Source organism: Pseudomonas sp. PICF141 (assembly GCF_002286815.1).
Classification (GTDB): domain Bacteria; phylum Pseudomonadota; class Gammaproteobacteria; order Pseudomonadales; family Pseudomonadaceae; genus Aquipseudomonas.
On record NZ_MUNM01000044.1, the window covers coordinates 68,348 to 83,870 of the forward strand.

At 54.1% G+C, this 15,523-nt stretch carries 10 protein-coding genes and 1 pseudogene; 5 read left to right on the forward strand and 6 right to left on the reverse strand.

Translation table 11 applies throughout. The features are described from left to right. The first annotated feature begins 76 nt into the window (after nucleotides 1-76). Nucleotides 77-2,923 (forward strand): valine--tRNA ligase, encoded by a 2,847-nt coding sequence (locus BZL43_RS11915; RefSeq protein ID WP_095632490.1) that lies wholly within the window; start codon nucleotides 77-79, stop codon nucleotides 2,921-2,923. Nucleotides 2,924-3,160: 237 nt separating this feature from the next. Continuing rightward, on the forward strand, nucleotides 3,161-4,180 hold the full coding sequence (rlmF, locus tag BZL43_RS11925) for a 23S rRNA (adenine(1618)-N(6))-methyltransferase RlmF (RefSeq protein WP_095632491.1): 1,020 nt from the start codon (nucleotides 3,161-3,163) through the stop codon (nucleotides 4,178-4,180). Nucleotides 4,181-4,355: 175 nt separating this feature from the next. Here the strand turns inward: rlmF and BZL43_RS11930 are convergent, their stop codons facing one another. Beyond that, on the reverse strand, nucleotides 4,356-4,637 hold the full coding sequence (locus BZL43_RS11930) for an HU family DNA-binding protein (protein WP_007905514.1): 282 nt from the start codon (nucleotides 4,635-4,637) through the stop codon (nucleotides 4,356-4,358). Between the two features lie 394 nt (nucleotides 4,638-5,031). On the opposite strand from BZL43_RS11930, the gene yejK reads away from it, so the two are divergent. Both yejK and BZL43_RS11940 read left to right on the forward strand, forming a co-directional pair. Beyond that, entirely contained in the window at nucleotides 5,032-6,036 is a 1,005-nt protein-coding gene (gene yejK / locus BZL43_RS11935) for a nucleoid-associated protein YejK (RefSeq protein ID WP_095632492.1), read from the forward strand. A 31-nt stretch (nucleotides 6,037-6,067) separates the two neighbouring features. Then, nucleotides 6,068-6,163: pseudogene (locus tag BZL43_RS11940) on the forward strand (glutaredoxin family protein); the annotation flags it as partial. A 148-nt stretch (nucleotides 6,164-6,311) separates the two neighbouring features. Here BZL43_RS11940 and BZL43_RS11945 read toward each other — a convergent pair. Then, a complete protein-coding gene (locus tag BZL43_RS11945) occupies nucleotides 6,312-7,247 on the reverse strand; it encodes a glutathione S-transferase family protein (protein ID WP_095632493.1) in 936 nt (311 codons plus the stop codon). A gap of 88 nt (nucleotides 7,248-7,335) precedes the next feature. Continuing rightward, on the reverse strand, nucleotides 7,336-7,656 hold the full coding sequence (locus BZL43_RS11950; RefSeq protein WP_095632494.1) for a GIY-YIG nuclease family protein: 321 nt from the start codon (nucleotides 7,654-7,656) through the stop codon (nucleotides 7,336-7,338). A gap of 258 nt (nucleotides 7,657-7,914) precedes the next feature. On the opposite strand from BZL43_RS11950, the gene BZL43_RS11955 reads away from it, so the two are divergent. Beyond that, nucleotides 7,915-12,879 carry an RHS repeat-associated core domain-containing protein gene (locus BZL43_RS11955; RefSeq protein ID WP_095632495.1) on the forward strand — a complete coding sequence of 1,655 codons (4,965 nt, stop codon included), beginning with the start codon at nucleotides 7,915-7,917 and terminating at the stop codon, nucleotides 12,877-12,879. Nucleotides 12,880-12,952: 73 nt separating this feature from the next. Here BZL43_RS11955 and BZL43_RS11960 read toward each other — a convergent pair whose 3' ends face one another. From BZL43_RS11960 to BZL43_RS11970, 3 genes are all read right to left on the reverse strand, one after another. After that, nucleotides 12,953-13,423 (reverse strand): nuclear transport factor 2 family protein, encoded by a 471-nt coding sequence (locus BZL43_RS11960; RefSeq protein WP_095632496.1) that lies wholly within the window; start codon nucleotides 13,421-13,423, stop codon nucleotides 12,953-12,955. 114 nt (nucleotides 13,424-13,537) lie between these two features. Next, nucleotides 13,538-14,854 carry a CynX/NimT family MFS transporter gene (locus BZL43_RS11965; RefSeq protein ID WP_095632497.1) on the reverse strand — a complete coding sequence of 439 codons (1,317 nt, stop codon included), beginning with the start codon at nucleotides 14,852-14,854 and terminating at the stop codon, nucleotides 13,538-13,540. Continuing rightward, a complete protein-coding gene (locus BZL43_RS11970; RefSeq protein ID WP_095632498.1) occupies nucleotides 14,844-15,503 on the reverse strand; it encodes a FadR/GntR family transcriptional regulator in 660 nt (219 codons plus the stop codon). Before BZL43_RS11970 ends, BZL43_RS11965 begins: the two co-directional genes overlap by 11 nt. Nucleotides 15,504-15,523 lie beyond the last annotated feature (20 nt).

Consider the following 15,523-nt stretch of genomic DNA (forward strand, 5'->3'; position numbering starts at 1 on the left):
CTTGTAGCCTGTAGCTGCCCCCCCCGCTATACTTGCCGGCTTTTCCTGATTAAATGCCAATAGGGTCCCGCCGCGCATGGATAAGACCTACCAGCCACACGCCATTGAAACTTCCTGGTACAACACCTGGGAGTCTGAGAATTACTTCGCCCCGCAAGGCGCGGGCGAGTCCTACACCATCATGATCCCGCCGCCGAACGTCACTGGCAGCCTGCACATGGGTCATGGCTTCAACAACGCGATCATGGATGCCCTGATCCGTTTCCGCCGCATGCAGGGTCGCAATACCCTTTGGCAGCCGGGTACCGACCACGCCGGTATCGCCACGCAAATGCTGGTGGAGCGTCAACTCGAAGCCCAAGGCCAGAACCGCCACGATCTGGGCCGCGAAAAATTCCTCGAGAAAGTCTGGGAATGGAAGGATCAGTCCGGCGGCAACATCAGCCGTCAGATCCGCCGCCTGGGCTCGTCCGTGGACTGGAGCCGCGAGCGCTTCACCATGGACGACGGCCTCTCGGAAGCGGTTAAAGAAGCGTTCGTGCGCCTGCACGAAGACGGCCTGATCTACCGTGGCAAGCGCCTGGTCAACTGGGACACCAAGCTGCACACGGCGATTTCCGACCTCGAAGTGGAAAACCATGACGAGAAAGGTTTCCTGTGGAACCTGAAGTACCCGCTGGCCGATGGCGCCAAAACCGCTGAAGGCAAGGATTACCTGATCGTCGCGACCACGCGTCCGGAAACCATGCTCGGCGACGCGGCCGTGGCCGTTAACCCGAACGATGAACGCTACAAAGCCCTGATCGGCAAATTTGTCGAGCTGCCGCTGGTTGGCCGCCGCATCCCGATCATCGCCGACGATTACTGCGACCCTGAATTCGGCACCGGTTGTGTGAAAATCACCCCGGCCCACGATTTCAACGACTACGAAGTCGGCAAGCGCCATAACCTGCCGCTGCTGAACATCTTCGACAAGAATGCCCACGTATTGCCGGCCTGCCAGGTGTTCAACCTCGATGGCACGCTCAACGAAAGCATCGACGGCAAGATCCCGGCCGAATACGCCGGCCTCGACCGTTTCGAAGCGCGCAAACAGATCGTGGCCGCATTCGAAGCCGCCGGCCTGCTGGTCAGCGTCGACGATCACGCCCTGAAAGTGCCGAAAGGCGACCGCTCCGGCACCATCATCGAGCCGTGGCTGACCGACCAATGGTACGTCTCCACCAAGCCATTGGCCGAGCCGGCCATCGCTGCGGTTGAAGACGGCCGCATTCAGTTCGTGCCAAAACAATACGAAAACATGTACTTCTCGTGGATGCGCGACATCCAGGATTGGTGCATCAGCCGTCAGTTGTGGTGGGGCCATCGGATTCCGGCCTGGTACGACGAGTCGGGCAAGGTCTATGTCGGTCGCGACGAAGCCGAAGTGCGTGCCAAGAACAACCTTGGCCCGGACGTTGCGCTGCAACAGGACAACGACGTTCTGGATACCTGGTTCAGTTCGGGCCTGTGGACTTTCTCCACGCTCGGCTGGCCGGAGCAGACCGAGTTCCTGAAGAAATTCCACTCCACCGACGTGCTGGTGACCGGTTTCGACATCATTTTCTTCTGGGTTGCCCGGATGATCATGCTCACCATGCACCTGGTGAAAAACGAAGACGGCACGCCGCAGGTTCCGTTCAAGACCGTTTATGTGCACGGTCTGGTGCGTGATGGCCAGGGCCAGAAGATGTCCAAGTCCAAGGGCAACGTCCTGGACCCGCTGGACATCATCGACGGCATCGAGCTGGAAGAACTGGTGCGCAAACGCACCTCCGGCCTGATGCAGCCAAAACTGGCGAAGAAGATCGAGAAGCAGACCCGCGACGAGTTCGCCGACGGCATCGCCAGCTACGGCACCGACGCCCTGCGCTTCACGTTCTGCTCGCTGGCATCGACCGGCCGCGACATCAAGTTCGACATGGGCCGCGTCGAAGGCTATCGCAACTTCTGCAACAAGATCTGGAACGCTGCGCGCTACGTGCTGGACAAGGGCGAGGACTGCGGTCAGAACGGCGAAGCCTACGAGCTGTCCCTGGCGGATCGCTGGATCATTTCGCAGCTGCAACGCACCGAAGCCGAAGTGACCCGTCAGCTCGATCAGTTCCGTTTCGACCTGGCCGCACAAGCCTTGTACGAGTTCATCTGGAACCAGTATTGCGACTGGTACCTGGAACTGTCCAAGCCTGTGCTGTGGGACGAAAACGCCCCGCTCGAACGTCAGCGCGGCACCCGTCGCACGCTGGTGCGAGTGCTGGAAGTCGCCCTGCGTCTGGCGCACCCGTTCATGCCGTTCATTACCGAAGAAATCTGGCAGCGCGTCGCGCCGCTGGCCGGTATCGAAGGCAAGACAATCATGCTGCAACCTTGGCCAGTGGCCAACGAAGCCCGTATCGATCAGGGCGCCGAAGACGACATCGAATGGCTCAAAGGCCTGATGCTCGGCACGCGTAACATCCGTGGCGAAATGAACATCGGCCCGGGCAAGCCACTGCCGATCTACCTGAAGAACGTCAGCGCTGAAGACCAGCGCCGTCTGACCGAGAACGAAGCGCTGCTGAAAAAGCTGGCGCGTCTGGAATCGATCACCGTTCTGAAGGCTGGCGAAGAAGCGCCGCTGTCCGCTACCGCTCTGGTTGGCGAGATGGAAGTGCTGGTGCCAATGGCTGGCCTGATCGACAAGGGTGCTGAGCTGGCACGCCTGGACAAGGAAATCCTGCGTCTGCAGGGCGAAGTCCAGCGCGTCGGCGGCAAACTGTCCAACGCCGGTTTCGTTGACAAGGCCCCGGCCGAAGTCATCGAGAAGGAACGCGCCAAACTGGCTGAGGCCGAACAGGCTTTGGGCAAGTTGGCTGAGCAGCATGCGCGGATTGCCAGCCTGTAACGGTAAGCTGCAATGAAAAAGGGAGGCCGCAATGGCCTCCCTTTTTTATGCCCGCCAAACACCATCCCCCTTCTGTAGGAGCGAGGTTTGCCCGCGAAGAACGATGACGCGGTTCAACAGATACACCGCGGCTATCCTTCTTCGCGGGCAAGCCTCGCGCCTACGGGATCCACCGCGCGGCCATTGTCTGTGGGACAATACCCGCCACTTTCAGCCATACCCGAATCGACCACACCCATGAACGCCCCCCGCACACCCAAACCTGCGCGCAAGAAGCCCGATGCTGCGACCCCGGCCAGAGCCGTAGAGCCGCGTGAAAAGGCCAGCCTGCACCCGCGCAATCGCCACCAGGGTCGCTATGACTTCCCGGCGCTGATCAAGACCACGCCAGAACTGGCGAAGTTCGTGATCACCAACCCGTACGGCAAGGAAAGCATCGATTTCGCCAGCCCCGATGCGGTGCGCGTGTTCAACCGGGCGTTGCTCAAGGCGTTCTATGGCATCGAACATTGGGACATCCCGGCCGACTACCTTTGCCCACCGGTACCGGGCCGTGCCGATTACGTGCATTTCCTCGCTGATCTGCTGGCCAGCATGAATGACGGCAAGGTCCCGCGCGGCGCCATCGTCAACGTGCTGGACATCGGCATGGGCGCCAACTGCGTTTACCCGCTGATCGGTAACAGCGAATACCGCTGGCACTTCCTCGGCTCAGAGATCGACCCCACTGCCGTGGCTGCCGCCAGAGCCATCGTCCAGTCCAATGGGCTGAACAAGGTTATCCAGCTGCGTCAGCAGGAAAATCGCAAGCACATCCTGATTGGCTTGCTGGAACCGGGCGAGCGCTTTGACCTGACCATGTGCAACCCGCCGTTCCACGCCTCGCTGGAAGAAGCGACCAAGGGCAGCGAGCGTAAATGGCGTGCCTTGGGTCGTGCCGACCCGAAACGCAAACTGCCGGTGTTGAACTTCGGTGGTCAATCGGCCGAGCTGTGGTGTGAAGGGGGCGAAGCGCGTTTCGTGACGCAACTGATCGCCGAGAGCGCAAACTTCCAGCACAAGGTGTTGTGGTTCAGCACACTGGTGTCGAAAGCGTCGAACCTGCCCGCCATCGAAACGGCGCTGAAGAAGGCCGGCGTGCTGGAAAGCCAGGTGGTGGAAATGTCGCAAGGGCAGAAACAAAGCCGCTTCGTGGCCTGGACCTTCCAGACCAAATCCGAACAGCAGATCTGGCGTCGTGAGCGCTGGACGCGCTAACCGTGTAGTAGTTGGCACGCTGCGATCTGTTGATCTTGACTCTGAAACAAGATCAACAGATCGCAGCCTCGTTTCACTCGACAGCACCTACAGTTCTTTTCAGTGATTGATCAAATCGCAGGCACAAAAAAACCGTGCCCGGATGACTCCGGAGCACGGTTTTTTCTGACAAGTCTTACTTGTTAACAGCGTCGGTCAGGCCTTTGGCCACAACCAGCTTGATAACTTTCTTGGCAGCGATTTCGATGGCAGCGCCAGTCGAAGGGTTACGGCCGGTACGGGCAGGACGCTCAGTCACTTTCAGCTTGCCGATACCTGGCAGGGTGATTTCGCCGCCGTTTTCCAGCTGATCAGCAACGATTTGGCCCAGTTGGTCCAGAGCGTTACGCGCGGTGGTTTTTGGCGCGTCGATAGCTTCAGCAATGTCGGCGATCAGTTGGTCTTTAGTAAGAGCCATTTAGTGTTCCTTCCCTATCAAATTCATATGGATTGCAGAGTGCAGTGTCAGCCATCGAGCCCGATCTTCTGGATCTGGCACCCTCGGTATAACCTCGACGAGTCGGGGTTATAGATACCGAAATCAGGGTTTGGTTCGACCTGACAAATGCTGAATGCACGCTTAACGCAGTGACTTCGCGTAAGACCGGGCAAAACTAGCACAGAGACGGGGAAATATCCGCCTCTAGCTACCCATTTGGTCAGCTTTATTGCTTTAAATCGGTAAAAAACTGAATAAGGGTCGGCACACCGCTGCAAATTGCCCTAGGCACCATGCCAAAACCAGCGATTGCGGTACACTTGGCGCTTTTTCGGGGAGCACGCCCTCCTCTCTTCAATCAGCCGAGAAGCCCATGCCGATCCGTCATTGCATCGTCCACCTGATCGACAAAAAACCCGACGGCACACCCGCAGTTCTTCATGCCCGCGATTCCGAGCTCGCCGAGTCCAGCGCCATCGAGTACATGCTTGCCGACCTCAACGAGAGCTACAACGCCAAACAAGGCAAGGCCTGGGGTTTCTTCCATGCCGAGTCCGGGGCGCATCCGTTCAGCGGCTGGCTGAAGGAATACCTCGACGGCGGCAAGGACTTCACAGCCTTCAGCCGAGTGGCGGTGGAACATCTGCAAAAGCTGATGGAAGAGTCGAACCTCTCTGTGGGCGGCCATGTGCTGTTTGCGCATTACCAGCAAGGCATGACCGATTACCTGGCCATTGCCCTCTTGCACCACAGTGAAGGCGTGGCGGTGACTGACCAACTGGACGTGACCCCCTCGCGACACCTGGACCTTGGCCAGTTGCACCTGGCAGCGCGGATCAACGTCTCCGAGTGGCAGAACAATAAGCAGTCCAAGCAGTACATCTCGTTCATCAAAGGCAAGAATGGCAAAAAGGTTTCGGAGTACTTCCGCGACTTCATCGGCTGTCAGGAAGGCGTCGACGGCCCCGGTGAAACCCGCACATTGCTCAAGGCCTTCAGTGACTTCGTCGAAAGCGAAGACCTGCCGGATGAGTCTGCGCGCGAGAAGACCAAGACCCTGGTGGATTACGCCAGCAGCCAGGCAAAAATGGGCGAGCCCATGGGCCTGGAAGAACTGTCCGGGCTGATCGACGAAGAGCGCCCGAAAGCGTTCTACGATCACATCCGCAACAAAGACTACGGCCTGTCGCCCGAGATCCCTGCCGATAAGCGTACCCTGAACCAGTTCCGCCGCTTCACCGGCCGCGCCGAGGGCTTGTCCATCAGCTTCGAAGCGCACTTGCTGGGCTCGAAGATCGAATACGACGAAGAAGCCGGTACGCTCATCATCAAAGGCCTGCCAACCCAACTGACCGATCAGCTCAAGCGACGCAATTGATGCTCGGCGGTGTATTGAAGGAAAGGCCTAGGAGGCGCTGGGCGGACGCGGAACTCCGCTGATCGATGTGAACGGCACATTGATTCGCGGGTATGACCCGGACAAGGTTCTTGCGGCGCTGAAGTAACTCTTCAGACCGACACCGCCCCTTGTGGGAGCTGGCTTGCCTGCGATAGCGGAGTGTCAGGCAACATCAATATTGCAGGGCTGACCTCATCGCAGTTCAAGCCAGCTCCCACAAGTTAGTGCATGAACAAAAATTCAATGATTAGCGCCTACTGCGCTTCGATGCGAAACCCGAACCGCGGAAAGTGCACATGCACCACGCCGGCCCGCTCGTCTTCACGTCGCAGAATTAATTCTTCACTGCCCGCAAACAATAACTCACCTGCCACCGGATCAACCCCGTAATCGGTCGCGGCGATTATCACCTGCTGGCCAACCTCGAACCCGTTCGGCTCATCGAACTGCTCATCCGGCAATGCGGCCGGTGTAGCGTTGCGCGCAACTTCAAGCGCTTCCTCAGAGGTCATCTCGCTGAACGCGCCATGACCAAACCCCATCACCCGGCCAAACCACGCCGACACGGCCGGGTAAGCATCCACCAACGGTGACGTCACGTGCGTCGCTTTGAGGAACCACAACGAGTGGGCAAGGGCAAAATCGGCAATCGACGGCTCGCCGAACAGGAAGTCCCCCTCCTCGCGCTGAAGCTGCTGCTCCAGACGCGCCATGATCGTTGGCCACTGATGCCGGGCCTGCTCCGCCGACAACCGTGTGGTGCTGCCACCGCTGAACAAACCGGCGCGATCGGCCAGGAACCCCTTGATCGCTTCCGGTGACAATTTACCGAAGCGCACCGCCACCGACGCCGGCTGGAACACCAGGCTGACCGCATGTTGGAACACCACCGAATCAGCCCATGCCGCGAAGGTCGCGGTGATCATTTCCTGACCTTCCGGGAAGAATGCCGGCAAGGCTTTTTCCTGCTCCAGACGACGTGCCATCAGCGCGGTGTCGCAATAGACATCAGCGCCAATCTGCAACACCGGCGTCTTGCGGTAGCCACCGGTCAGCGCCGTCAGATCGGGTTTCGGCATCACTGGCGAGATGTTCACCGAACGCCAGGACAACCCCTTGAAGCCCAGCAGCAAGCGAGCCTTTTCGGCAAAAGGGGACGTCGGGTAATGATGCAGAATCAACTCGGACATGCTCGGTTCCGTCGCTCGGATAAGGAACCCGCAGCTTAGCGCGCAATCCGTACGCGGCCTACCCATCTGCCTGATGGGCCCTTATCAGTCAGGTTGATAAGCCCGCAGCCGCGCTCGCCACCAGACATTCCTTGGCGCTTTTCTTGAGTTTTTTAATCAATCGTTCCTGCCGCAGTGCTTCGCTTTTGTCGCGACAGACTTCGGTGTACACCAGCGCCACGGCCGGGCTGGACAGGAAGAAACGCGCACCTTTGCCACGTTGATGAATAGCGAAGCGGCGGACGGGATCGTCGCTGATCCCGCAGTAGAGCGAACCATTGGCCGCGCGAACGAGGTAGACGAACCAGGGTTTGCTGACAGGCAGCGGCGGTTCGGCGGCAGTGACGGAAGATTCGCTTGAGGTGTTCACGGGACGGTCAAGGCTTGTAGGAAACAAGCCGCGATCTTATCAGCGACTGGCCTGGAATGCCTTTAACTCCTTCAAGGCTTGAGCGCGAACGGCGTTTCTCACCGCCAGCAGCCTTCATCAACCAAAAAAAGAATATAAAAAATACACTTACTCCTAATTAACCTATAGAACTGTCAATTCTGACAGTAGGCCAGTACTCCCTCCCCTCCTAGCATAGGAAAACGTAAAACCGTTTTATATGTTCAAGGAGAAAACCCAATGACAGGCATGGTAAATACAAGAACCGGGACATTCCAAATTGACTTACCTATCGCCTTTATAAATGGCAACTCTGGGCGAGGTCCAGCATTAGATCTGAACATACGCCACCCATCGGTTGGTGGCCTGTCTTGGTGCGATTGGGATCTGAGGATCAATCACATCGTATCTTATGAAGGCAGCCCAAAAAAATATGACTTCTTATTAACCAATGGAGAACGCTTCGAAGCCGACACATTCCCCGTTGAACTGCAAGGCCTGACCGCTACAAAAACCACAATTCAAAACAAGGAGACTATTCAGATAATCTACAAAGACGGCACAAAGGAGATTTACACAAATTTTCACTCGACTACCGTCAAGAACAAAAAAGCAGCCATTTACGTTTTGACGAAAAAATATACCGACACTGGTGACTCTTTAACTATTGAATGGAAACTTGAGGCCGAGGCCATTCAACTACACACCATCAAAGATGACACATATGATCTCCTGCACACGCTTTACGTTCAAAACCATAAACAGGAAGATGCTCCAACTCTAAAAATTATAAAATATCCAAACACTACAGATTTAAGTTTTGTCGAATTAAACAGCGCCCAGTGGCGCCTCACCACCAAAGCAATATCAAGCCAAAAAACATATATAATTTACAACAAAGAATTTTTAGTATCCGAAATAAACCATCCTGGCGGATTAAAAGAAATCATCAAGTACACCAGCGACAACAAAGTAGAAGAACACTCTCTAATCACCTTAAACGGTCAACCCACCATTACCACTCAATACACTTACAACACAGAAGAAGGTACAACCACCGCCACTCAGATACATCTAGAAAAAAACATTTCGACTGTTTACCATTATGACAATCTTGGCCAACAAACAAAGGAAGTTCGCACCCAAGGTCGCTCCATACTCACGACGGAGTCAAAAAAAAGATTTGATAGCCTATCAAATAAACTGGAATGCGAAACGATCATCACCTACGAACGAGATGATCACTCAAGAACAGAAAGCATAAAAACAAATTATGACGAGGATGGAAATATTGTCAGAATAGAAAAAGACGGAATCATTACAGATTTAACTTATTACAAAGGCATGAAAACCGAGAACCATACAAAAACCGAGTTTACTTATTCAAAGGGAATACTGGCAAGTATAGCAAGAGGTTTAACAATCACCTTCCCACTCACCGAGGCTGCCAGTGACACTTTAGGTATAACACGGAGCATTGCACAACGAGACATCACTACCCAAACAGCTTTCCTAAGCGACTACGGCCAACATGAATATAACCTCCCAATCCATATAATCTGCCCAGAAAACCCTGATCTATTCAAGGTTTTCCTGGAATCGGAAAAAACTTATTGCTACGTCAATAACGTGCGCAAAAATTTGAAATGGACATTCTACGGATATACAAAAGTACGCACACCAAAATTACCGCCAGACAAATACGCTATTAAACTCTCACACATCGGCACCATCCACAACCCACTGTCGGATGACGGGATAAAACTGAAATCCTGGGAAGGAATGATCATTCGAGGCATCGTCTATTACGAGAACAACGACGACCTTTATAGCGGACGTATCAAACGTCAGAGTAAGACGATCATTGACGGCAATGGCATTCCATACCCCCTTTCAACCCGCCTCATAGAAATAGAGTACGAACAAGTCAATACAGTTGACCAATACCACACAAGATCAATTACGACCAGCTCCAGCACTGAGATAACCGAAGAAGGACTGAGAATAAATTCCAAGCAATCACTATCAACCTTTACAGGCGAATTACTTACCACCGAAGATAATAACTCCACGAAAACAGATTATAAATATGACATGTACGGACGCTTAACCGAAAAAACGGATTTTGTCGGTCACAGTACATTTAGCAGCACCACAAAATTCACATATATCACATCAGAAAAAAGCTTCACAGTTACCATGGAAACCCCCTCTGGGGAAAAGTACCGAAATGAGTTCGACAGCTTGGGACGGCCAATAAAAAGCGAATACTACAATTTGAAATCAGAAAGCTGGTTGCGCCTTTCCAACAACTCATACGATGGCGTCGGTCGTATCGAGCTAACTCAGGAATACGACTATTACCCTGACGGAAGGCAATTGCGCTATCAGAGCTGGAAGATCGAATATGATGACTGGGGTAACCAATACAAAGCGCATGCTAATGACGGCTCCGAGCATATTTTCGCCTACGACCCAATAAGTCGAAATTCCGCTCACATGATAAAACGGTCATCTTCCTACAGCGGCTATACCAACCATGAGACGGACTCCACAGATGGTGGAAAAAACAATGATGAGTTCTTTTACGTCAACGGCAATCTTGCTGGATCACGAACCCTTTTCACTGACGTATCAGGCCAGCTATACAAGGAAACCTCATCCTTCTTTCCGACTTATCATTATGAATATGATCGATTCCAGCGTTTGACGGGCGTCATTAACAGCGACACTGTGATCACCAATCACTACCCCAAGCACACATCGGCCCCGATTGCAATTGCTGCGATGATACACAAGAATGGTGAAGACATTAACAGCCCATACGAAACTTTTGGTAACGGCATCCTGGGCACTAGAAAATTAGATAGCTATGATCGTGTGGTCAGCACTAACATTGGTGGTCGCAAACAAACCTATAGCTACGACGGTAATACTCAATGGGGAAAAACCAACGACTATGTAAACATACCGACAACAATATTACCCATAACCATCAGCTATGATAAAAAAGAGCGAGAATTCACAGAAACCCTACACAAAGAACAATCGACCTTCCATTCGCTAAATGGTTTACTGCTGCAAACAACTGACGCTTTCGACAATTCAACCTCTTATATATATGACAATTTTGATCTAATAAAAACATGGAGCGAAAAACTCAATAAAACACTAGACTACAGCGAAGACCGCAATCTAAACGTAGAAACAATCACGGACAAAAAAAGCGGAAAACAAATAATAATTTCTTACGAATACGACAATTTAGGGCGGGAGTACAGTCGGTCTTTTTCAATCCGCGATCATCTTGACTTTAAAATCGTACGCACATTTGACTCGACCGGGCGTGTAACTAGCGTAGAGAAGTCTACAGGAAAAACCATGCTAAGCCAGGAGACCTATACCTATACGTCTGGAGGACAACTTGAGGCTTATTTCTGCAGCGGAACACTCTATCCGAAAGATAAATCGGAAGACTCCATCACACAACAGACATTCAAATACGACACACGTGGTGGACTTTCCTATTACACAACCTTCTCCACCAACACAACAGCAGTTCGTACTTACCTTCACCCTGAAACGGATTATTCTCAACTTGATTCAATCCACCTGAAAAACCATGACCAGATGTCCACTGAGTACATTGCGAGTCACGACAACCAAGGTAGACTCTTCAGGCTCAACAATGATCATCTTGAATACAACCGTGCAGGACAGTTGATCCAGCACCTCGTTGAGGGCAGCAAAGCCTACGTATACACTTATGATTCAATTGGAAGAGTTGCAGCCTGCACCGGCGCTGAATACACTGACAATTTCTATTATCTAGGAGACTATCAGTATGCTAGGCAGGGATTTTTTTTAGATGAAGGAAAGTACACCGAACGTACGTCAATTTTATTAAACGAGAGTGACTCATGCGTTCTACAAGAGCAGACCTTGCGTTTTGATACTGGAGCCTCATCTACCACTAATAGTTTCGAACTCAAGGATGCCGACGGTTCATTGATCGCCAGCTACGATCTTTCCAGCGACGAAATAACCTATTTTTCTTATACACCCTTTGGCCATCGTAAAGTTGATTACCGATCAAGAAGCTGGCTGGGCTTTAAAGGTCAACCGATCGATCTAGTTAGCGGAAACTACCATCTTGGAAATGGAGTTCGCGTCTATAATCCATCAATTCAAGTCTTCCAAACCCCAGATAGCTTAAGCCCTTTCGGCAGTGGCGGCCCACATAGTTACAGTTACTGTAACAATGACCCTATCAACTATTCCGACCCTAGTGGTTACTCGCCAGTACGTCATTCCTACGAGAACGTAAGTGTGCTCCATCATGCTTATATTGACAGGCCTTATGTACAGAATGTCGTGTGGGGTGGATTGGGTATCGCCCTCGCACTTGTCACAGGAGGGACATCACTATCCTGGACAGTTGCCGCTGTCGGTCTTGCTATCGTATCAGCGGGCTTGAGTATCGCCGCTGAAGCCCTAGAAGACAGTGATAGCCAGCTGTCGACATATTTAGGTTGGGGGTCATTTGCTACAGGATTGGCCAGCGGGGGGGCTGGACTGATATCGGCCACCAGAGTAACCGAAGCCACTATTGCAAGAGGAGTGGGTATGCCACCAGGATACATGAGGACAATAAAATTCAACACGGCATCTCGTCATAATAATGCGGCAGTACAGTACGAGCTATACAGTGGAGGAAGGCAAGCCAATCGTTTATTGATAGACGCTCATGGGTTCCCACGTTTTGGCAAACATAGATTCAATTTACCGGCCAACACCGAAATGAGGTTTTATTCGCGCAAGGGGCAACAGGCCAGGGCGAACTATAGATTGTTCCATGCCCAGCTCGCAGGAGAAGGTGGAACTCATATCCACGCTGCCGGAGCAATGGGCGTGCCTGATTACCTGCTCACAGAGTTCGGTGGAGATACTTTGCTTCGTCTTGGAATCATTCATGATATCGCCAACTTAAAAGCAGAGTATGCACAACTTGCCAAAACATACGGCGTGGACATTCTTCGACCTATACAAGGTGAAATTCCGCTCAGTGAGGTAATTGCAAACCTGCACAATAATGGTATGCGTTATACCTACATTGATGGAAACTTCTGTCGAGGATCTTTCTCCCCCTCATCGCCCTACCTCTTCGTCAAAGCGGGACGAAAATTAGGGCTTCACCATTTATAAGCTCTGAGCGTTTCACAAAAAGTCAGGGTACTTTGAGCAATCACAAAGTACCCTGACTTTATCAACAAAGAAGTTAGCGACTTTCCTGAAACGCCTTCAACCCCTTAAGCACCTGAGTCCGTACGGCATTTTTCACTATCGGCGTCCAGCCCAGCAACAGCCCTTTGAAACCCAGCGCCTGACGCGACCAACGCCACAGATCAAAGCTGTCGTGATGCTCGCAGATCTTGCCGTCACGAAACACGAAACGCGCCTGGATGTCGTTGACCACGGTATTGCCGGTCTGGCTGAACAGGTAGGTCGCCACCCAATGGGCACCGCCGGTGCGTTCATCGCTACGCACATTATCGAAGGTCAGGGAGAAGTCCTTGGCCCGGGTGGTGAGCATGCGCCACATGTCACCGGCATCGCGCCCACGCAGTTCGCCGAACGCCGGATCGCTGAATACCACATCGTCGGTGTAGCAGGCGCTCATGACCTCGGCATCGAGTCGCTGGAAGGCTTGGTAGAACCGGGTGATCAAGGCGTTGTGGGCATCACTCATGGGCAGGCTCTCTGGATTGCAATGTTGCTTCGAAAGATAGCCTGCAACGATAGTCAACAACTGCGCGGAACACTATCGGCATTCGTGGGCCGAATACCGACAGTGCGCAAAACGTCAGACTTTCTCGCTTTGAACCTGAACGTACAACGAACGCCCGGCACCGAGGCCGGCGATGATCGCGCCCAGACCGATAACACCGAAGATCCAGCCCACGGCGCTCCAGCCGCCGGTCCAGTCATGCACCACGCCAACCGCGAACGGCCCCATGGAGGCCAGGGTGTAACCGAACCCCTGGGCCATGCTCGACAGATTGGCCGCGACATGGGCATCCCGCGAACGCAGCACGATCAGGGTCAGCGCCAGGCTGAAGGTGGCGCCCTGCCCCAACCCCAGCAGGATCGCCCAGCCCCACAGGCCATCGATCGGTGCGTAGAGGCAACCGAACAAACCACCAAGGGTCATGGCCATGACGATCACGATCGCCGGCCGCTGATCCTTGCCGCGTGTCGCCAGCCAGGGGGCTGCCAGCGAGCTGATCAACTGGACAATCACCGAACCCGACAGCACCAGACCGGCCTGGGTCGGCGTCAGACCGCGACCGATCAGAATCGACGGCAGCCAGCCAAACACGATGTAGGCCAAAGACGATTGCAGGCCCATGTAAAACGTCACTTGCCAGGCCAGCGGATCACGCAACAGCCCTCGAACCCGATAGGCAACATGGTGCGCGCCGTGTTTCTGACCGATTTGCGGCAACCAGAAAATCGCCGCAACCAATGCCGGAACGACCCAGAAGCCGAGGCCCAAGGCCCAGCTTTTGTCAAAATGCTCGCTCAATGGCACAGTCGCGCCCGCCGCCATGGCCGCACCCAGGCACAGGGCCATGGTGTAGACGCCGGTCATGGTGCCGGCCTGTTTCGGGAAATCGCGTTTGACAATGCCAGGCAGCAACACGCCGATCACCCCGATACTGGCGCCGGCCAGCACGCTCCCGGCGAACAGGCCCGTCTCGCCGAACGAACTGCGCAAAATGATCCCGCCGGCCAGCATCAGAAGAATCCCCAACACCACCCGTTCGGCACCAAAACGTCGCGCCAGCACGGGTGCCAATGGGGCGAACAGCCCGAGACAAAGTACCGGCAAGGTGGTCAGCAACCCGGCTTGGGCAGCCGATAGCCCCAGGCTCCTCGAAATCTCGCTGAGCATCGGCGCCATGCTCGACAGCGCCGGACGCAGGTTCAGCGCCACCAGAATCAGGCCAAGCAACAGCAGCCACGGCCGCTGAAGGACCGGGTGAGTTTGTTGAACCTGCTCGTCGTCGGCCTCGGCGTCGATCAACAGCTCTTCGAGCTCCGCCGTGCGTTTGCACTCAATGAGGCTGCTGTTGCTGACCTGCTGGCTGGACATGGGGCTCTCGGTTTCAAGGTTCATTGATCAACTGCCTCGTCAAGGCTTTGGCCCGTTCCGGGTCACGCTGCTCGACGGCCTCGAGCAGTTCGACATGAAGGTCGAACACCGCTTGGCGTCGAGGTGAGATGTTCAGGGTCTGGCGCAAATGCGCGCCGACGATGCTGGAGAAGTAGCGATACAGCTCGCTGAGTGTCGAATTGTGCGCCGCGTCCACCAGACGGCGGTGGAACACCAGGTCGCAGGCGATGTAGGTATCGAGATCGCCGTGATAGTGACTGGCGCTGACGTCGAGCGCTTCGCGCAATGCCACCAGGTCTTCATCAGTGCGACGTAATGCCGCCAGGCCAATGGCTTCGACTTCCAGAATGTGCCGGGTTTCCCGAGCCTGTTCCTGAGTGCAACGGGACAATGCCTTCATGGTGTCGAGTGGATCAACCACCGCCCGCAGATAGCTGCCGTCGCCCTGGCGAATCTCGATCAACCCGGAAAACGCCAACACGCGCATGGCTTCGCGCACGGTGTTGCGACTGATGCCCAGCTCAGTCGCCAGTTCCGGCTCGGTGGGCAAACGCTGGCCTACCGTCCAGATGCCTTGGTTAATGCGCAGGCGTAACTGATCCAGGGCCTGATCGACCAGGGAGCGTTTGATTAATGGAGAAATGTCTGACATGGAATTCGCCCTTTCATCCA